Genomic DNA, 19,003 nt, shown 5'->3' with positions numbered 1-19,003 from the left:
GGCGGTCTCAGATGCAGCGCGCCCCGGCCTCGCGCAACACCTCGTCGAAGAGCACGCGGGTTTCGTCATCGATCGTCACTGCGCGCGGATAGAGCGGGGACTGACGGTCGGGCCGGATCGGCACGTGCCAGCCGCGCGTCGTTTCCACGAAATCGCGCACGCCCGCCTCGCCCCAGTGCTTCAGGAAACCCGCCAGCACGCAATCGACGTAGGATTGCAGGATCGGATGATCCGCGTCGCCCCAGCGATAGTGCTCGGCGCGCGCGGTGTAGACGAACCCCGGCACTTCCAGCGGCGTTTCCGCATCGCCCCGGAAGGCCCCTTCGGCAAGATCGCAGCGTTCGTAGCGCCATTCGCGTTCATCGAGCGCGGCGAGCCCGTCGCGATGCTCGCGCACCATCACACCGGCGACCTCGGCACCCGGCTCCGGCCGCACGGTGAGGCTGCACACCCCGCCATAGGCGGTCGGCCCGGATATGCGCCACTCGCGCACCCAGCCCGAAAGCCGGCCCGGAACCGCCACGCCCCCGGGCGCACGCGTGTCGTTGTTCACCAGCGAGCCGTAGCCGAAATAGAAGATCGTGTCGGTCATGGGCAGGCAACATGTCGGGCACGGCAAGCTGATGCAAGAGCCGCGCGCGGACGGATAGGCGGAGCCCCGCCCCCTTCACCCGACCGGCAAAACGTCCTAGAGCGCTTTCCGTTCAGACGGAATCGTCTGAACGACAAGAAATCGCTCCAGATCAATACCTTGAGCATATCCTTATCGATCAGTTTGGTTCAATCTGATCGGGATATGCTCTAGCCTCGCCTCCCCGCCTTGTCCCGACGGAGTTCCCGTGCCTCTCGATATCGATCACCTGCGCCGCGAAACCCCCGGCTGCGCCCATGTCCTGCATTTCAACAACGCCGGCTCCTCGCTGCCGCCCACCCCCGTGCTCGATGCCGTGACCGGTCATCTCCGGCGCGAGGCGGAGATCGGCGGCTACGAGGCCGCAGCGGAGGCCAATAGCGCGCTGCGCGATTTTTATGCCGCGGCGGCCGACCTCGTCGGCGGCAAGCCGCATGAAATCGCCTTCATCGAGAACGCCACGCGGGCCTGGGACATGGCCTTCTATGCCATCCCCTTCAAACCCGGCGACCGGGTGATCACGGCGCGCGCCGAATACGTGTCCAACTACGTCGCGCTGCTGCAGATGAAGGCGCGCGCCGGCATCGAGATCGACATCATCGACAACGACGCGACCGGTCAGGTGGATCTGGCCGCGCTGGAAGCCGCGATCACGCCGCGCACGCGGCTGATCTCGCTGACGCATGTGCCCACGCAGGGCGGGCTGGTGAACCCGGCGGCGGAGGTCGGCGCCATCGCGCGCCGGCATGGCATCCTCTACCTGCTCGATGCCTGTCAGGCGGTCGGCCAGTTGCAGATCGACGTCGCAACGATCGGCTGCCACATGCTGTCGGCGACGGGCCGGAAATACCTGCGCGGCCCGCGCGGCACGGGCTTTTTGTGGGCTTCAGACAAAATCGTCGCCGATCTGGAGCCGCCCTTCGTCGATCTTCAGGCCAGCGACTGGCTGTCGGAAACGGAATATTGCCTGAAGGAGGACGCGACGCGCTTCGAGACCTGGGAGCGCTTCGTCGCCGGGCAGATCGGCCTCGGCCGCGCGATCCGCTACGCGCTCGATCTCGGCATGGCCGACATCGAGGCACGGGTGAAGGCGCTGGCGGAAACGCTGCGGGCGGAGCTTTCGCAGATCCCGGGCGTCAACGTCCATGATCTGGGGGCGGAGCGTTGCGGTATCGTGACGTTTTCGAAGGCGGACGAGGAACCGCTGGCGATCCGCGAACGGCTCCGGGCGCGCAACATCAACATCACCCACACGCAGGCGCGATCCTCGCGTCTCGACCTGCCGACGCGCGGGCTGGAGGCACTCGCTCGCGCCTCCGTTCACTATTACAACACGGAGGAAGAGATCGAGCGCTTCTGCCGGGCCGTGGCGGATGGGCGGTAGGTGAAGCAAAGCGGCAATAGAGCGGCTTCGCTTCGGAAAAGAGAAACAGGAGCGCTTCGCGCCGCTGATTTGCTGGATTCCGGATCAGCGTTCGGCTTTGCCTCACTTGTCCGGAATGAGGGCAAGCAATGCTCGCCCGGGCTTGAGGCTTCAACTCTCCCCTCGCTCCCTCATTCCGGGCGGTCTGCCGCGAAGCGGCATGGCCAGACCCGGAATCCAGCGCGAGAAGCGCGCCCGCAAGGGCGCTCCGCTTCTCTCCCGCCCTATTCGGCGGCCGCGCGGCGGTGCTGTTCGGCGGGTTCGCGCATGGTGACGAGCTCTTCGGCGGCGGTGGGGTGGACCGCCATGGTGGCGTCGAAGTCTGCCTTGGTGGCACCCATCTTCAAGGCGATGCCGAGCACCTGGGAAAGCTCGCCCGCATCGGGGCCCAGCACATGCACGCCCAGAACCCGATCGGTATCCGCATCCACCAGGATCTTCATCACCATCTTCTCGTCGCGGCCCGACAGCGTGTGGCGCATCGGGCGGAAGATCGAGCGGTACACATCGACATTGGCATAGGCGGCGCAGGCCTCGCGCTCGGTCAGCCCGACGGTGCCGATTTCCGGCTGCGAGAAGACCGCCGTCGGGATCAGCGAATGATCGACGGTGCGCGGGTTCTTGCCGAAGACCGTGTCGGCGAAGGCATGGCCCTCACGGATGGCGACCGGCGTCAGGTTCACCCGGTCGGTGACATCGCCGATGGCGTAGATCGAAGGCACGTTGGTGCACGAATTCTCGTCGACCTTGATCTCGCCCTTGCCGCCAAGCTCCACGCCGGCCGTCTCCAGGCCCAGCCCGTCAGTGTTCGGCCTGCGGCCGATAGCGAACATGATCTGGTCCGCCTCGATGGCGGCGCCCTGGCGCAGGTGGCCCTTCAGCGTGCCGTCGGACTGGCGCTCGATCTTCGTGAAGACCTCGCCGCAAAGGACGCGGATGCCCTTCTTCTCCATCTCGTTGTGGACGGCGGAACGCAGGTCGTCGTCAAAACCGCGCAGGATCTCCTCGCCGCGATAGACGAGCGTCGTCTCCGCACCAAGGCCCGCGAAAATGCCGGCGAATTCAACCGCGATATAGCCGCCACCGGCAATAGCGATGCGCTTGGGAAATTCGGAAAGATGCAGCGCCTCGTTGGAGGTGATGGTGTGCTCCACCCCTTCCACCGTATCGTCGAGATAGGGTCGCCCGCCCGTCGCCACGAGGATATACTTCGCGCTGACCGTGCGATTGACGGCCTTCAGCCGCACCTCATGCGGACCGACGATCTCCGCCCGCGTGTCGTGCAGTTCGACGCCCGAACGCTTCAGGTTGCGCCGGTAGATGCCCTCAAGCCGGGCTATCTCCTGGTCCTTGCTGGCGATCAGTTTCTTCCAGTCGAACGAGGTTTCGCCGACATGCCAGCCGAAGCCCTTCGCGTCCTCGAAATGTTCCGAATACTGGGACGCGTAGACCAGCAGCTTCTTCGGGACGCAGCCTCGGATGACACAGGTGCCGCCATAGCGGTATTCTTCCGCGATCGCCACCCGGGCGCCGTGGGTGGCCGCGATACGGGCCGCGCGCACGCCGCCCGAGCCCGCACCGATCACAAAGAGGTCGTAGTCGTAATCCGCCATTGCCGGCTCCATTCAAACGTCCGCGCCGCGCGACAGACGCTGCCGGCGCATTCTCAAGACATGAGCGCCGTGCAAGGGACCGGCGAGCGACGCCGGCCCGCACGACACATGGTCCAGACATAGGAGACGAGCAACCCGGCCGCCAGCAGCGGCCCCGTCATGCTAAAGGACCCGCCAGCGGCGGCCGCATCAAGTCATCGGCCGCCAGCAGCGACCGGGCCCGATTTCCGGCCCTGCCCCCATCCGGCCCCACCCCCGGGGCGCGAGATCAGAACTGGTAGCCGCGCTTGTTCAGCTCTTCACGCACGCGCGTCACCATTTCGGTGGAGATCACGTCGCCCCACTGCTTGGCCGCGCCGATGGAAAGCGCCGTCAGTTCAGGCCCGAGCGAGGCAAACTTCTTGCCGACCGGCGACTGGTAGAAGGCGGCGATCTCGTTCAGTTCCTCGGTAGAGAAGCGGCGCGCCCACACTTCCATGATCGTGCGGTCGAGTTCCGGACGACGGTTGGCGAGCTTCATCGCCACCTCGTTCGTCACTTCGTCGATCACGTTGGTCGCGGACGGATTGGTGCGGATGAACAGCGTGCGGGTCTTGTCGGCGATCACCGGCAGGATGTCATCGAAGGAACGGAAAGCGTTGCCGCCCTCGATCGCGGCACGTGCCGCGGCCATGTGCTCCTTGGTGAAGGTCTCCTGGTCGCCGGCGGCCGCGTTGCCGGAATTCTGATTCTGGGTCTGCGCCATGACCGGCGCGGCAAAAGCCAGGCTTGCGGCAAGCGTGACGGCGGCGAAACCGCCCGTCAGGCAGGAATGGATCGAACGCGTCATGTCTTTCTCCGTTAGTTCGTCTCGTCGGCCGTCGCGACCGCGATCTGGCGCACGCCGGAAGGGCCCGCCACGTAGGCGGCCTTGGCCAGGCCGATGAAAAGTCCGTGTTCCACGACGCCGGGAATGGCGGCGAGGCGGTCGGCCAGACCGGACGCATCCGGCAGCCGGCCCCAATGGGCATCAAGAATGTAGTGTCCGCCGTCGGTCACCAGCGGCGAACCGTCAGCGGCCATGCGCAGCACGACCTCGCCCTTGAGCGACAACGCATCCGCCACCTTCACGACAGCGCGCCGGGTGGCTTCGAGGCCGAAGGGCATCACCTCGATCGGCAGCGGGAAGCGGCCGAGCGTCTCGACAAGCTTGCTGTCGTCGGCGATCACCACCATGCGTCTGGAGGCGGCCGCCACGATCTTCTCGCGCAGGAGTGCGGCGCCGCCACCCTTGATGAGCTGCAGGCGGGCATCGAGTTCGTCGGCCCCGTCCACCGTCAGGTCCAGTTCCGGCGTCTCGTCGAGCGTCGTCAGCGGAACGCCCAACTCGCGGGCAAGCGCTGCCGTGCGCTCCGAGGTCGGCACGCCGATGATATCGAGCCCGCCGGCCACCTTTTCCGCAAGGGCACGCACGAAGAACTCGGCCGTCGACCCGGTGCCGATCCCGAGCCGCATGCCCGACCGCACTTCCTCAAGCGCCGCCATGGCAGATGCGCGCTTCAACTCGTCGCTCATTTCACCTCCACGCCACCCGCCGCGCAGGGCGGATCGGACAAGCGGATAAGACAAAGGGACTCCACCCGGTTTCCGCGCCTCGCTTTGCGGTCGCGTCCGGGTGAAGCCGGATTCTGGCTTTTTGACGACACCGCACGAGGGTGTCGGCGGCTGAATAGCATGGCAGAGCCGGACAGGCCACAGTTTGAATGGCTTGTTGACTATCTTGCGCACAAGCGCGCCGGCATGTCCAAGACGCGGGTTCCCGCCCGTCGGTGCCCGCTTGCGATGATATCCGACCCGGAAACCGACAGGGCGCGATTCCCGACGACCGCCCGCGGCGGCGAACAGCGAAACGGATGGGCAGGCGATCAAGCTTTCGTCATCTTCGCCATTCGCCCGCCGGCTATGGCCCGCAACCAGACAAGCGCACAGCCCCCTCCACAATGCACCACACCCGTCCGTGAGGATGGTCATCCACGCGTCCGCACTGTTACTGTTACCACCCAGACTTTCGACTTATCGCAATGCACAATACATGTTTTTAACATACGTATTATTTACGGTTTACGAATACTTCATCAACGTCATGGAAATATGAATTCACAGATTATCTGAACACATACTCCAGGAGGGGAAAATGGCTTCCCGCGCGTTCGGCATTCCGGGATTTTCCCGAAAACGCTCCGGCAGCGACCACAGCCCGGCACGACAGGACGAGACGGATGCCAACATCGACGCGCGGGAGACGCTGGACGAGGAGCCGGCGCGCGAAGCCGCAGCCGACATCTCCGAGACCTTCGACCTGATCGAGGCCGACCTCGCCGTCGCGGCGCGCTCAATCGTTTCCAGCGCGGGCGCGGTAAAGGATCAGATCGACGACCAGACCCGCATCATTTCCGGCATCCGGTCCGATACGACCCAACTCTCGGCACGCTCTTCGGAGGCCACCGCCAACGCCTCGCAGCTTGCCGAGGCAATCGAGGAACTGACCAAGACCAGCCGCGAGATCGGCGCGCAGGTGGCCAACACCACGACGCTCGCCGACAAGGCCGGCGGAATCGCCTCGCAGGCGAATGACGGCGTCACCGAACTGCGCAGCGCGGTGCAGAAGATCGCCGACGTGGTCTCGATGATCTCCGCGGTCGCCAAGCAGACAAACCTTCTGGCCCTCAACGCCACCATCGAGGCGGCGCGCGCGGGCGAGGCCGGCAAGGGCTTTGCCGTCGTCGCCAACGAGGTCAAGCAGTTGTCGGAGCAGACCCAGCGCGCGACCGACGAGATCAGCGCCAACATCTCGCAGTTGCAGGTGACCGCGGAAGGCTCGATCGAGGCGGTCAACCTGATCATCGGCGTCATCGATGAGATCCGGCCGAGTTTCGTCTCGGTCGCTGGCGCGGTGGAGGAGCAGGTCGCCACCACCGACGAGATCGGCCGCTCGGCCCACATGACGGCGGACTTCGTGCGCGAGGTCTCCGAACGCGTCGCCGCCATTTCCACGGCGACGGATGCCGCTGACGAGACCGGCACGCAGATCACCGAGGCCAGCACCCGCATGACCGGCCTGACCGAGGCGCTTTCCACGCGTTTCACCATGCTGATCCGCCAGACACGGGCCGGGAACCGCCGGCGGCACGACCGCTTTCCCGTCGACCTGCAAGGCCGGCTGGAAGGCGCGGGATTCGAATTGACCGTGCGCACGCTCGACATTTCCGAAGGCGGCGCGCTTTTGAAGATGCCGGAGGACCGCACGGTTGCGGTGGGCACGCGGGCGGTCCTGGAGCTCAAGGGGGCGGGAAGGCTTCCCATCACCATCGTAGGCACGAGCACGCTTGGGCTTCATTGCGCCTTTGGCGAGCTCGACGAGGCGGCCCGCGCCGGCCTCGGCACCCTGATCGAGCGGGTCCGTTCGGAGAACGAAGGGTTCATCAACGCCGCGAAGGAGACCGCGGCGAAGATCGAGGCGGCGTTGACCCAGGCCGTGCAATCGGGGCGGCTCGACATCGAGGCGCTTTATGACACCGATTACCAGCCGGTGCCCGGCAGCGATCCGCAGCAGGTGACGACGCGAGGGCTCGGCGTTCTGGAGGAGATCCTCCCGCCGCTGCAGGAACGTCTTCTGGACGCCTCGAAGGCGCAAGGCATGACATTCTGCGTCGCCGTCGACCGCAACGGCTACCTGCCGGTCCACAACCGTATCTATTCGCACCCTCAAAAGCCGGACGATCCGGTCTGGAATGCCGCCAACTGCCGCAATCGACGGATCTTCGACGACCGCGCCGGCCTTTGCGCGGCACGCAACACCCGGCCTTTCCTGATCCAGTCCTACCCGCGCGACATGGGCAATGGCCAGATCGTGTGGATGCGCGAGATCGACGTGCCGCTGCACGTCTTCGGCCGCCACTGGGGCGGCTTCCGCACCGCCTACAAGTTGTGAGGGTGTGGACGCAGTAAGGGAATTGGAGCGGCTTCGCCGCGACTTCTTGCGCTGGGTTCCGGGTCTGGCCATGCCGCTGCGCGGCAGACCGCCCGGAATGAGGGCGTGTGTGGGACGCTTGAAGCCCACCACGACCTCCCTCATTCCGGACAAGCGAGGCGAAGCCGAACGCCGATCCGGAATCCAGCGCAACAAGCGCGGCGAAGCCGCTCCATTCCCCTCTCCCTTCTCCCTCTTCTCTTCCCCCTCGCCGCGCCCTAAATCCCCCGTGGCGCCCCTTGCGCCCCGCCGGCAAACCGGGTAGCCCCGAATACCCTGCCCTTTCCCGCCGTTTTCCGGAGTATGCGCCTTGCCCGCCCCTATTCTCGTTTTCGATCTCGACGGCACGCTGGTCGATACAGCGCCCGATCTGCTGGCATCCCTCAACACGGTTCTTGAAGCCCGCTCGCTGGGGCCGATCCCGATGGATGGGTTGAGCAAGCTCGTCGGACAGGGCGCGCGCGTCATGCTGCAACGCGGCTTCGACATGGCGGGCGAGCATCTCGATCCGGCCGAGATGGAAGTCCTGTTCAGCGCCTTTCTGGAGCACTATTCGCAAAACATCGCGGTCGCCAGCCGCCCCTTTCCCGGTATGGAAACCGCGCTCGACCGGTTCTCGGAGGCCGGCTGGAAACTCGCGGTTTGCACCAACAAGCTGGAGGGGCTGGCGCGCAAGCTGCTGGAAGAACTCGGCATGACCAGCCGGTTCGCGACCATCATCGGCGGCGATACCTTCGCAAAGCCCAAGCCCGATGCCATGCCGATCCTGGGTGCGATCGACCGGTGCGGTGGCGATCCGTCCCGCGCGCTGATGGTGGGCGATTCCATCACCGACATCGATGCCGCGCGCGCCGCGCGCATTCCCGTCATCGCCGTCGATTTCGGCTACACGCCCGTCCCGGTCACCGAACTGGGCCCGGACCGCGTGATCTCGTCCTTCGACGCGCTGTGGCCGGCCGTCCAGGATCTCGCCGGCACCGAGACGGCGCAAGCGTAAAGGCCCCGTTTTTTTTGCCTGGCTTCTTCCTTCACCCCCCGCTCGGGCCCCGCGCATCCCTGATCGCCTGCCAGATCCTTTCGGGCGTCACCGGCATGTCGATATGGGCGATGCCGCAAGCGGCAAGCGCGTCCATGATGGCGGAGACGATGCAGGGCAGCGCGCCCACCGTGCCGGCCTCGCCCGCGCCCTTGACGCCCAACGGATTGACCTTCGTCGGCACCGCGTGGGTAATCACCTCGATCATCGGCAGGTCGTCGGCACGCGGCATCCGGTAATCCATGAAGGAACCGGTGACGAGCTGGCCCGTGCCTTCCTCGAAGACCACAGCCTCCCCCACCGCCTGCGCGTAGCCCTGCGCCACGCCGCCATGGATCTGCCCCTTGACGAGCGCCGGGTTCACGACCGTCCCCACATCATCCACCACCGTATAGGCGACGACCTCGGTACGGCCCGTTTCCGGATCGATCTCGACTTCCGCGACGTGGCAGCCATTGGGGAAGGTGGCGTTTTCCGGTGCCTCCCAGGCATCCGCCGAAAGCCCTGACGGATCGGCGGCGGCAAGCGCGTGCAGGGCGACGGCCCTGTCCGTTCCCGCGATGCGGAATTCGCCCGCCTCGAAGGTGATATCGCCCGGCGCAGCCTCCAGATGATCCGCCGCCTTGGCCAGCGCCCGACGCTTGACCTCCTCGGCCGCGCGAAACAGCGCCGTGCCGCCCGAGCCCATGGTGCGCGAACCGAAGGTGCCGGTGCCACGCGCCACCGCGTCCGTATCGCCGGTGACGACCTCCAGCCGGTCGCGGTCAAGACCGAGAAAATCGTGGGTCATCTGCGCGAAAGTGGAGCGCGTGCCCTGCCCCACGTCCTGACCGCCGATCAGCACCATCGCCTTGCCCGTCTCGTCGAACCTTATCTCGGCAAATTCTGAAAACGGTTTGCCGAAGGGCCCGCCGGCGATCTCGACCGGATTGGCGATGCCGATGCCGCGCAAGAGCCCGTTCGCCGCGCTTTGCGCCTTTCGCGCGTCAAAGCCCGCCCAGTCGGCCGCCTCCAGCGCGCTGTCGAGCACGGCGGGGAAATCGCCACAGTCATAGGTGTAGGTGAGCCCCGTCCGAAAGGGCATCTCGTCAGGCGCGATCATGTTGCGGCGGCGCAAGCTCACCCGGTCGATGCCGGTCTTTTGCGCCGCCAGATCGATCAGCCGTTCGATGATGTAGGTCGCCTCCGGCCGCCCCGCACCGCGATAGGGCGTGGTCGGCTGGGTATGGGTGTGGATTCCGAAAACCTCGACCGCGATCGTCGGCGTGCGGTAGACGCCGGCCAGTCCGCCGACATTGCCGATCGCCGAAGTCGGCGTGTTGCGGTTGAAATAGGCCCCCTGATTGGCGAGCGTCCTCACCTTCACCGCCAGAAACCGGCCGTCCGCATCAAGTGCAAGCGCCGCATGGCTGACCTGATCGCGGGCGTGCGGATCGCCCTGGAAGGCCTCGTTGCGGCTGGAAAGCCAGCGCACCGGCCGGCCGAGCCGTTTGGCAAGCCACAGCACCAGAACGTATTCCGGCAAGGGCGCGTTCTTCATGCCGAAGGAGCCACCCACATCATGCGTGACGAGGCGCAGCCGGTCGGGCGCGATGTTCATCAGGCCCGCCGTGTAATCGCGCACCGCATGGGTGTTCTGCACGCCGACATGGAGGGTGAAGCGGTCAGCGTCCGCGTCATGAAGCGCTATGGCGCTGCGCGGCTCGATCGGCGAGGCGACAAGACGGGAAATGCGCAGGTCGGCCTCCACCGTAAACGCGGCCCTGGCGAAGGCGGCGTCGGCGGCCTCCATGTCGCCCACCCTGTGCACGTAGGCGACGTTGTCCGCCACCTCGTCCCACACGGCGGGCGCGCCATCCCTGACGGCCTCGGCCACATCGGTCACGGCGGCGAGGTCCTCGTAATCGACAAGGATCGCCTCGCGCGCCTCCTCCGCCTGAAGCGCCGTCTCGGCCACCACAGCGGCCACGATGTCGCCGACGAAGCGGGTGCGCTCCTCGCAGATCATAGCGTAGGGCGGGTGAAAAAGCGGGCTGCCATCCGCACGCTTGACGGGCGCGATGGTGGAGATGGTGCCGAAGCCGGCCTCGCGCACATCCCTACCCGTGACGATAGCCAGCACGCCGGGCATTTCGCGCGCGGCGGCGCAATCGATCCCCGTTATGCGGGCCGAGGCGAAGGGTGCGCGCACGAAGGCCATGTGCGCTTCGTTGTCGAAATGAAGATCGTCATTGTAGCGGCCGCGGCCGGCCACCAGACGGTTGTCTTCCTCCCGGATCCACTGCGGGTCGGGCTTCGTGACGGGGTCGATCATGGCAGATCCGCTCCACAGTGGGCGTTGTGGTTCGAGAGGGGCACGGTCCGACTTACCTGTGGCAGGCATGGCCGCTCGCCCAGGGTAAGGCTTCAAACTGAAGCATTAACCATGCTTATCGTTAAAGTTTTAACCGTTCGGGACCAGAGTCCAGGCCATCTTCAGGGGGCAGAGCATTCGCGCGGGGGCACGAAGGATGCGGGTTCGACGGGCGAAATCCGCCTGTCCGCAAGGGTTTTGGTCATGGCGTATCCCCGACGGCTGCGAGCCATCATTGTCAGCGTTTTTCTCGTCGCGACACTGACGGGCTGTTCCTCCATTCCCGGTTTCGGCTGGCTGGACCGTTCAAACATCACCTGGGAAGACACCAAATGGTGCGTTCCCGGTTCGCTGAAGCGCGTGCTGACGCGCGTCGCGGACCGCTACGGCCATGTGACGGTCACCTCGACCAGACGCTGGTGGCTGGAGAACTGGTGGAAGGGCGGCGCGCCGCATTCGCTACACCGCTCGTGCCGCGCGGTCGATTTCAATGTCGCCGGCAACCCGCGCTCCGTCGTGGCCTTCCTGAGGGCACAACGGGAAGTCGGCGGCTACAAGCATTATTCAGGCGGTCACTACCACATCGACAACGGTCGTCGACGGACGTGGTAAGACACCTAAAGCCGGCCCGGCGATCGTTCCTCACGGCGCCCGACGCCGCGAAGACCGATCACGCGGACCGGCAGGTCCTTCAGCCGAAACGCCGAAGCAACCAGTCGAACACCGTCGACTGCCAGAGGGTTGCCGCCCCCAGCTGGCAATGCTCCGCGCCACCCGTCTCTCTCGTGTAGATCACTTTCTCCACCGAACGCGCGTTGATCAATGCGTCGGCGAAGCTCCGAACCTGGGTGAGCGGGACGAAATGGTCCGCCTCTCCGGCCAGAATGAGAACGTCGCCCTTGATCTTGTCGGAGACGCCGGCCAGCGTGAACGGCTTCGTGGCATCGACGAATTCGTCGGCGGTCTCCGTTCCAAACACCCAGCAGCCGTTTTCGACCGCCCAGTGGACGCCGGGCAGATCGCGGGTCGCCGGGTTCGCCGCCAATGCCCGGAACGGCTCGCAGACCGCGTTGAAGTCGTACATCACGTTGAAGGCAATGACCCCGTCGATGCGATCGTCGAAGGCGGCTGCGCGCGGCGCCAGATAGCCGCCGAGGCTGATGCCGAGCAGAACGATCCGGTCCGGCTTTGAAAAGGCCATCGCGAAGTGATCGAGCAGCGCCGAAGTCGGCTTTTCCCATTCGTGCATGAAATACATGTTCTGTTCGCGCACCAGCCCGCACTGGCCCGGGCCTTCGTAGGTCAGCACATTGTATCCGCGCTCGACCGCATCCTTGCCGAACATGAAGTAGAGCTCTTCGAGCGTTCCGTCGAAGCCGCCGGCGATCACGATGAGCGGCTTGTTTGCGCCGCCTTCGGCCCGGTAATAGATCGCGTTCAAGTTGCCGCTCTCAAAGGGAACCGTGAAGCGCTCGTAGGGCACGCCAAGCGTGTCGAGACCCTCGTTGAAATTGGAGATCTGCCTCTCCCACGCGACATCGCGGCGCGGATCCTTCGGCGAAAGGAAGAACTCCGCCGTGCGCCAGTAGCTGTGGGCGCGTTGCAAGGCAAGCCCGCTGCTGGTGGCATCGGCGCATCCTTGCGCCAAAGCCTCGCTGCGTTTGGCGATGGCGGAAAAGGCATCAAACCATGCGCCCGCGTCGCCTTCCGGAATATGCGTGATCGCCTGCATCACTTCCGCGATGTCGGCAGCTCCGGCGGGCGCATCGCTCAGCACCCGCAAGGCCTGGAAATGGTAGGTCTGGTCATTGAAAAGCCGGGCGTTGCCGGTGCGCGCCGCCGCACGATCGTTGATGTCGGTCTCTTGCATGATGTGCTCCTTGTGGCCTTGCAAACACCGAAGAACCCTATCGCTGCATGCGCGCAAAACTTGCGTTTTGGTGCCAATCACTTGATAATCCGCGCCAACATGACGTGACCTCGCTGCGGTTCGAGGACGGAGGCGACAACGCCAATGCACAATCGGGCAGCAATACCGCTTTCGTCCGCATCCTCCCTGAGCCTTCTGGAGATGACGATCGACGCGGCCCGCAAGGCGTCCCTGCTCGACGCGGACGAAGCGCGGAAACTGAGCTTAGGACTTCATCGGTCCGAGCGCTTCGGGAACGAACACGTCGCCGAAGCTGCCTTGCTTGACTTGTGGAAACAGCTGGAGCAGCGCCACGGCGGGCCGGAGGTCGGTGCGCTGGTGGCGCTCAACGCGGACTTTTCAAAACTGGGCCTGTTGGGAAACGTGATCTCGCAAGCGACGGCGGCCGAGGAGATCTATGCCCGGATCGTGCGCTTCCACCGTCTGCTCAATCAGAACACGACGCTGGACCTGAAGGCGACGCCTTCGCGGATATTGCTGTTCTATCATCACCCGCGCGTGACAACGGCCCATCACGCCGCGCTCAACGCGGGCATGATCTGTTCGCTGGGCCTTCTCGCTCTGGTGCCGCGTCGCTTCTTCGATGCGCCGCTGGTCCCGGAGGCCGCCTATTTCGCCTGTCCGCCGACCACGAACCGCCATGCCCTGCACGACATCTTCGGTCCGACCTTGCACTTTTCCGCCGAGACGTCGCACATCGCGTTCAACCGCGTCGCCTTGCGCCAGCTGCACCGGGCGGGACAGCCGCACATTCTGGGCTACCTTGAGCGTCTTGCGGAAGCCGATCTGGAACAACTTCCGGCACGCGGCACGCTTGCGGACCAGACCCGGCAGTTCATCGGACAGTCTCTGGCCGGCGGCGCGCCATCGCATGCGGAGGCGGCGCGATCCATGGGCATGTCGATACGCACGTTCCAGCGGAGCCTGTCCCGCGAGGGGACGACCTATTCCCGGCTTTTGCAGGAAACGCGCCGCGAATTGGCCGAACGCCTGCTGGGCAGCGGCAGTTACTCACTCTCGCAGATCACCTATCTGCTCGGCTATGCCGACCAGGCCGCCTTTTCCCATGCGGCGCGGCGATGGTTCAAGAAGGCACCGCGCGCGATGAAGGCCGCCCGCCGCAGCTGATACCACCAGACACGCATCCAGATGGGCCGTGATGGCCTTGGCCGCCCCGGCGTCGAGGAATTGCCTGTCTCCAAGGCCCCACACGAACTTCCGCGCCAGCGAGAGCGCGACCAGGATGATCTTGAGCCACGTCATGAGCGATTGCACTGGCGAAGGACCACGGCCGTTACGGCTGTCATCGCATCCATGCGCCGCTCTGCAACGCCGGCTTCTGGGCCGGCTCGGCGCGATCATTACAATCGCCTCCGGCCGCACAGCAGCTTCGGATATCGGCCACCGGCACCGGAAACAATCAAGATGCCAACCAGGCCGGCATCAGGGACAATCTTCAACCGACCACACAACCGGACCAGTCATCTCGGGCAATCCAGAGGCAGAATTGGCTCACATGCTCGGGATTTCGCGCCAACATTTCCATGACGTCTCGTCCGGGTGCAAGCCGGTCAGCCACAAAGTGGCCGTCCGGTAAATGAGAAAGAAAAAGCAGAGCCTTTTGTTCAAAATCCGCGCGAAATCAAACATGGATACGCCTTACAAAGGCTGCTACGCTGCCCAAAATGGGGAAATTGACATAATGATATTTACTTCGAGACACCTCCCCCTAGGATATTAAAATCCCAATGGCGACACTTGGTTGCCAAAGGCAGCCTGCTTTGAATCCGCTTACTGCCAGACACCTAGAAAATCTATCTCGTCTAATCTTCAATACATTTTTCGTTCTGATATCAACAATTTCAGGTGACATCCAATATGCTGGATAGAGATCTTATCATCCCTACATTCAGTGAGTTCAAAGAAACACCGCATGATGACAAGGTATTAGATAAAATTCTGACATTTTGGGAGGCTTGCAGGGCGAACCGTTCGAAGGGAAAACTTTACAACCCTTGGATTATTCTTGTGGACGAGAAGCAGGGAGAACTTGTAGCGGCGCTCGACGAAGGTGATAAGGTCAAGCTTCTAGAATTGTTTAGCGATTTCTGGAAGAAAGAATTTCCTGCCGGCTTTGCACAGTCGCGGAGAATCTACCTCTTGCAAAAGGAAAAGTGGGAAAAGGGTGATCACGCACCGTGTTATGCTTGGGCGAACAAAATATTCAAGGTGGCCGAAGCGGTTGGTGCACTCAAGCTTCAGCAAGAAGGAAAGCCTCTGGCGCACCAACATATCAAGAGCATCCACATACTGGCCGATATGATAGCCGAAAAGACCGGAGTAGAATTAGGGATCCCGGATGAACTTTCTGGCGGCTATTATGGGTTTCCCGTGAACGGACGCCTGGTGTTCAGAAGAGAAATAATGAGTTACCTGTTTTCCTATCAGGCTTCTCTTGTCAGGTCTGGTGAGAATATCTGCGAGATCGGGCCTGGCGTCGGACACTCGGCCTACTATCACAACAGGTTCGGAGCCTCTCATTCCTATCTGTTTGATCTCCCGACCGTCGCGACCGTGGCGATCTGGTATCTTGGCCGACTGGAGGGCCCCGACGCTGTCTCTGTTTACGGCGAAACGCCAAACGCCCATTGCAAGTATTTCATCTACCCGCATTACCTGTTTGGCGAAAAAGTCACCGACTTTATGAAGTTCGACACGCTCGTCAACAAGAACTCATTCCCTGAGATGGGCGAAGAGATCGCTTCCGATTACTTCTCAAAATCGACCTTCTATGGATGCAAAAGCATTCTAAGCAGCAATTACGAGGACTATCCTGTCGCTCCGAAGGTGAAACCTGACGAATCTGAAAAGCGAATGGGAATTGTGGCTGATTCGGCAGTGCGTGCCGGCTGGCGCTGCATCAGCAGATCGCCCGGCTGGTTGATGACAGGCCTTGTCGACGAGATTTTTGTGGCACCTGATAGCTCTTCACCGGGCCAAGCCCACAGTTTTCTGGGGGGAGAACCTGCGACCGTTACGTCACGACGGGCCTTGCCTCTCCTGGGAAAACTCGGTCTGTTCCGGAAGAGGAGGCAAGAAAGTTAGCAGACACCAAAGCTTACACAAAATGCTCCGTGACCACCGAAGGCACTTCAAATGTTGAAACAGGGATATCAGGAAGATCGTTCCGGCCGCTGGCTGCGCTGTGTTCACGGCACTCACCCTGATGGGTGAGACCGCGTGACAGGAAGGGGCGTCAGCATGGCGATGATCGCCCAGTACCTCGGGCACGAAGACGACAGAATCACGCAGCGCGTTTATGCGAAATTCGCCCCCGACCACATGCAAGAGGCGGGTGCCGCACTGGAGTTCATCAAGGCGACCTGAAGCTTGACTGGTTCACCTGAACCAGCGGGAATTCCGGAAACCAGGGCCAAGTGATTGAAATGAATGGTGGGCGATACTGGGATTGAACCAGTGACCTTTCCGGTGTGAACGGAACGCTCTCCCGCTGAGCTAATCGCCCTTGCATCGATGGCGACTCCGGACAGGTCCGGGCCACACTTCGTGCGTGGCGGGTTTTTATGGGAGATCATCGCGCGAGGCAAGAGGGGAATTCCAAGAGCCTGGGGGTAAACCGGATAACTTGCGCTTCCAGCGCCGCAAACCCGCGATTTCGCACGGCGAGAAAGAAAAACCCGCCACCCATGAAAAAGGCCCCTCCCCCGGCATTGCCGGAAAAGGGGCCCGAAAGGTTTTCATCTCGCGCGCAGGCCAAGGTGGCGGGATCCCGGTGGAACAGGAAACATCAACCTCAGTCGAGCCACCAGAGCAACTCCGTGTCGACCAGGCGGTTCCGCCAGGTCGACAAGCCCCCTGCTAGACCCAGGGGCGCGCCTCTTCCATCTTGTGCTCGAAGCCGGCGATCGTCTCGGCGCTCTTCATCGTCTGACCGATGTCGTCGAGGCCCTCCAGCAGGCAATGCTTGAGGTGCGGATCGATATCGAAGGAGATCGTGCCGCCATCCGGCCCCTTGATCTCCTGGGCTTCCAGATCGACCGTCAGCGTCGCGTTCGCGCCACGCTGGGCGTCGTCCATCAGCTTTTCAAGCTCGTCTTCGGAGACCCGGATCGGCAGAATGCCGTTCTTGAAGCAGTTGTTGTAGAAGATGTCGGCGAACGACGTGGAGATCACGCAACGAATGCCGAAATCGAGCAGCGCCCACGGCGCGTGCTCACGCGAAGAACCGCAGCCGAAATTGTCGCCCGCCACAATGATCTGGGCGTTGCGGTAGGCCGGCTGGTTGAGGACGAAATCGGGGTTGTCCGAACCGTCGTCGTTGGTGCGCATCTCGTGAAAGAGCGCGGTGCCGAGGCCGGTGCGCTTGATCGTCTTCAGGAACTGCTTGGGGATGATCATGTCGGTGTCGATATTGATCAGCGGCAGCGGCGCCGCGACGCCCGTCAGCGTGGTGAACTTTTCCATTTCGTCCTCTTCTTGCTCCCGAAATCGCGAATTCAGCGCCGCTTGCTCAGGCCGCGAGACTTTCCGCCTCGTCGCAGCCGAGCAGCAGATTCATGTTCTGGACGGCCGCGCCCGAGGCGCCCTTGCCGAGATTATCATACACGGCGACCAGCACCGCCTGCCGGCGCTGATCGTTGCCGAAAACATGCAACCGCATGCCGTTGGTGCCGTTGAAGCTGCGCGGATCGAGCCCCGCCAGCTTGTCGACATGCGCCAGCTCCGCCACCTCCACGAAGCCGCCGGGCCGGAACCAGGCGCGGATCGCGTCGTAGAGCATCGCGACGGTGACGTTGCCCGGCAGCGTCGAAAGCTGCAGCGGCACCATCGTCACCATGCCTTGCGCATAGTTGCCGACCGACGGCATGAAGACCGGGTCGATCCCCATGCTTGAATAAAGCTTCATCTCCGGCAAGTGCTTGTGAGACAGGTTCAGGCCATAGGGCGCGAACGGCGAGGGATCCGCATCGGCCTCGTAAGCCTCGATCATCTTGCGCCCGCCGCCCGAATAGCCGGAAATCGCGCTGACGGAAAAGGGATAGTCGGCCGGAACCAGCCCCGCTTCGATGAGCGGACGCACGGTGGCGATCACCCCTTGCGGATAGCAGCCTGGATTGGCCACGCGCTTTGCGGCGGCGATCACGCCGGCCTGCTGCGGCGACATCTCGGCGAAACCGTAGGCCCAGTCGGGATCGATCCGGTGGGCGGTGGAAGCGTCGATCACCCGCGTCGTGTCATTCGTGATCAGCGAGACGGATTCCTTCGCCGCATCGTCCGGCAGGCAGAGGATGGCGATATCGGCGGCATTCAGCAGCTCCGCCCGCGCGGCCTGTTCCTTGCGCCGTTCGGCGGGCACGGAGAGAAGCTCGATATCGCGGCGCTGGGCCAGACGCTCGCGGATCTGCAGACCCGTCGTGCCGGCTTCGCCATCGATAAAGATCTTCGCGACCATCGTCTCCACTCCTCTAGCACCCCCCCACGGGGCCAGTTAAATACACGGGCGGAGCCTATGTGTCACCCAGAACTGAGTTCCGCATAATCGCTTCCTTGGATCCCTTATGTTTGCTAACATAACCTTGCGTCCGGGTTAATATTACATATTCAGGCGATTTAAAATGAAAATTTTTTTCGATAAGTACGAGAAATTAATTTCATCTATATGCTCCATACTCACCGTACTCATATTATTATTTGGCTTCTACTTTTCATATTTGCAACTTCAGCAAGCTCGCATAAGTCTCGACCGGACCCAGATCGCTATCTCAAATTCTAATGCGTACAGCATCCAAAAAGACGCTAGGGATATAGTCGACGACATTATACTTGATAAGAATTTTTCTGATATTATTCTTAAAGGGGAACTATCTCTCGATAATGACGAAAACCGACGCGCATTTCAGCTTTTGGGAAAAATATTTAGCTTTTACTATTCCGTCTTCAGCATGAATAAAAGATCCTCAATACCGGAGGACGTTTATGCGTCATTT

General features: G+C 62.9%; 15 protein-coding genes, 1 tRNA gene and 1 pseudogene. 8 read left to right on the top strand and 9 right to left on the bottom strand.

Annotation, left to right across the window (positions count from 1 at the left end):
* Positions 1-7: 7 nt before the first annotated feature.
* Positions 8-592 (bottom strand): gamma-glutamylcyclotransferase family protein, encoded by a 585-nt coding sequence (locus C8N35_RS10995; RefSeq protein ID WP_107989742.1) that lies wholly within the window; start codon positions 590-592, stop codon positions 8-10.
* Between the two features lie 247 nt (positions 593-839).
* On the opposite strand from C8N35_RS10995, the gene C8N35_RS10990 reads away from it, so the two are divergent.
* Positions 840-2,015, top strand: a complete 1,176-nt coding sequence (locus tag C8N35_RS10990; protein ID WP_107989741.1) for an aminotransferase class V-fold PLP-dependent enzyme — start codon at positions 840-842, stop codon at positions 2,013-2,015.
* A gap of 263 nt (positions 2,016-2,278) precedes the next feature.
* Here C8N35_RS10990 and gor read toward each other — a convergent pair whose 3' ends face one another.
* The 3 genes from gor to rpiA all read right to left on the bottom strand — a co-directional run bounded on the left by gor (position 2,279) and on the right by rpiA (position 5,221).
* Entirely contained in the window at positions 2,279-3,667 is a 1,389-nt protein-coding gene (gor, locus tag C8N35_RS10985) for a glutathione-disulfide reductase (protein ID WP_107989740.1), read from the bottom strand.
* Between the two features lie 268 nt (positions 3,668-3,935).
* A complete protein-coding gene (locus C8N35_RS10980; RefSeq protein ID WP_107989739.1) occupies positions 3,936-4,496 on the bottom strand; it encodes a DUF2059 domain-containing protein in 561 nt (186 codons plus the stop codon).
* An 11-nt stretch (positions 4,497-4,507) separates the two neighbouring features.
* Positions 4,508-5,221 carry a ribose-5-phosphate isomerase RpiA gene (gene rpiA / locus C8N35_RS10975; protein ID WP_107989738.1) on the bottom strand — a complete coding sequence of 238 codons (714 nt, stop codon included), beginning with the start codon at positions 5,219-5,221 and terminating at the stop codon, positions 4,508-4,510.
* A gap of 619 nt (positions 5,222-5,840) precedes the next feature.
* Here rpiA and C8N35_RS10970 point away from each other — a divergent pair.
* Together C8N35_RS10970 and gph are read left to right on the top strand one after the other, a co-directional pair.
* The gene (locus C8N35_RS10970; protein ID WP_107989737.1) at positions 5,841-7,637 is read left to right on the top strand and encodes a methyl-accepting chemotaxis protein; all 1,797 of its coding nucleotides are present in this window, start codon (positions 5,841-5,843) and stop codon (positions 7,635-7,637) included.
* A 349-nt stretch (positions 7,638-7,986) separates the two neighbouring features.
* The gene (gph, locus tag C8N35_RS10965) at positions 7,987-8,673 is read left to right on the top strand and encodes a phosphoglycolate phosphatase (protein ID WP_107989736.1); all 687 of its coding nucleotides are present in this window, start codon (positions 7,987-7,989) and stop codon (positions 8,671-8,673) included.
* A 31-nt stretch (positions 8,674-8,704) separates the two neighbouring features.
* On the opposite strand, the gene C8N35_RS10960 is transcribed toward gph, so the two are convergent.
* A complete protein-coding gene (locus C8N35_RS10960) occupies positions 8,705-11,026 on the bottom strand; it encodes a xanthine dehydrogenase family protein molybdopterin-binding subunit (RefSeq protein WP_245926757.1) in 2,322 nt (773 codons plus the stop codon).
* A 243-nt stretch (positions 11,027-11,269) separates the two neighbouring features.
* On the opposite strand from C8N35_RS10960, the gene C8N35_RS10955 reads away from it, so the two are divergent.
* Positions 11,270-11,677 (top strand): YcbK family protein, encoded by a 408-nt coding sequence (locus C8N35_RS10955; RefSeq protein ID WP_107989735.1) that lies wholly within the window; start codon positions 11,270-11,272, stop codon positions 11,675-11,677.
* A gap of 79 nt (positions 11,678-11,756) precedes the next feature.
* Here the strand turns inward: C8N35_RS10955 and C8N35_RS10950 are convergent, their stop codons facing one another.
* Positions 11,757-12,935 carry an alpha/beta hydrolase family protein gene (locus C8N35_RS10950; RefSeq protein WP_107989734.1) on the bottom strand — a complete coding sequence of 393 codons (1,179 nt, stop codon included), beginning with the start codon at positions 12,933-12,935 and terminating at the stop codon, positions 11,757-11,759.
* Positions 12,936-13,079: 144 nt separating this feature from the next.
* On the opposite strand from C8N35_RS10950, the gene C8N35_RS10945 reads away from it, so the two are divergent.
* The 4 genes and pseudogenes from C8N35_RS10945 (at position 13,080) to C8N35_RS24365 (ending at position 16,382) form a co-directional block, all read left to right on the top strand.
* Positions 13,080-14,123, top strand: coding sequence for a helix-turn-helix domain-containing protein (locus tag C8N35_RS10945; RefSeq protein ID WP_107989733.1), 1,044 nt, complete (start codon positions 13,080-13,082; stop codon positions 14,121-14,123).
* A 225-nt stretch (positions 14,124-14,348) separates the two neighbouring features.
* Positions 14,349-14,543: pseudogene (locus C8N35_RS24215) on the top strand (hypothetical protein); the annotation flags it as partial.
* 330 nt (positions 14,544-14,873) lie between these two features.
* Positions 14,874-16,100 carry a class I SAM-dependent methyltransferase gene (locus C8N35_RS10940; protein WP_107989732.1) on the top strand — a complete coding sequence of 409 codons (1,227 nt, stop codon included), beginning with the start codon at positions 14,874-14,876 and terminating at the stop codon, positions 16,098-16,100.
* Positions 16,101-16,256: 156 nt separating this feature from the next.
* The gene (locus C8N35_RS24365) at positions 16,257-16,382 is read left to right on the top strand and encodes a recombinase XerD (RefSeq protein ID WP_170122076.1); all 126 of its coding nucleotides are present in this window, start codon (positions 16,257-16,259) and stop codon (positions 16,380-16,382) included.
* A gap of 64 nt (positions 16,383-16,446) precedes the next feature.
* Here C8N35_RS24365 and C8N35_RS10935 read toward each other — a convergent pair.
* The 3 genes from C8N35_RS10935 to argC all read right to left on the bottom strand — a co-directional run bounded on the left by C8N35_RS10935 (position 16,447) and on the right by argC (position 18,468).
* Positions 16,447-16,521, bottom strand: a tRNA-Val gene (locus tag C8N35_RS10935).
* A 353-nt stretch (positions 16,522-16,874) separates the two neighbouring features.
* Entirely contained in the window at positions 16,875-17,480 is a 606-nt protein-coding gene (gene leuD / locus C8N35_RS10930; RefSeq protein WP_107989731.1) for a 3-isopropylmalate dehydratase small subunit, read from the bottom strand.
* Positions 17,481-17,526: 46 nt separating this feature from the next.
* Entirely contained in the window at positions 17,527-18,468 is a 942-nt protein-coding gene (gene argC, locus C8N35_RS10925) for an N-acetyl-gamma-glutamyl-phosphate reductase (RefSeq protein ID WP_107989730.1), read from the bottom strand.
* Positions 18,469-19,003: the final 535 nt, after the last annotated feature.

This window comes from Breoghania corrubedonensis (genome assembly GCF_003053845.1).
Classification (GTDB): domain Bacteria; phylum Pseudomonadota; class Alphaproteobacteria; order Rhizobiales; family Stappiaceae; genus Breoghania; species Breoghania corrubedonensis.
The sequence above is the reverse complement of the archived record's forward strand: the minus strand, read 5'-3'. Positions and strand labels throughout refer to the sequence as shown.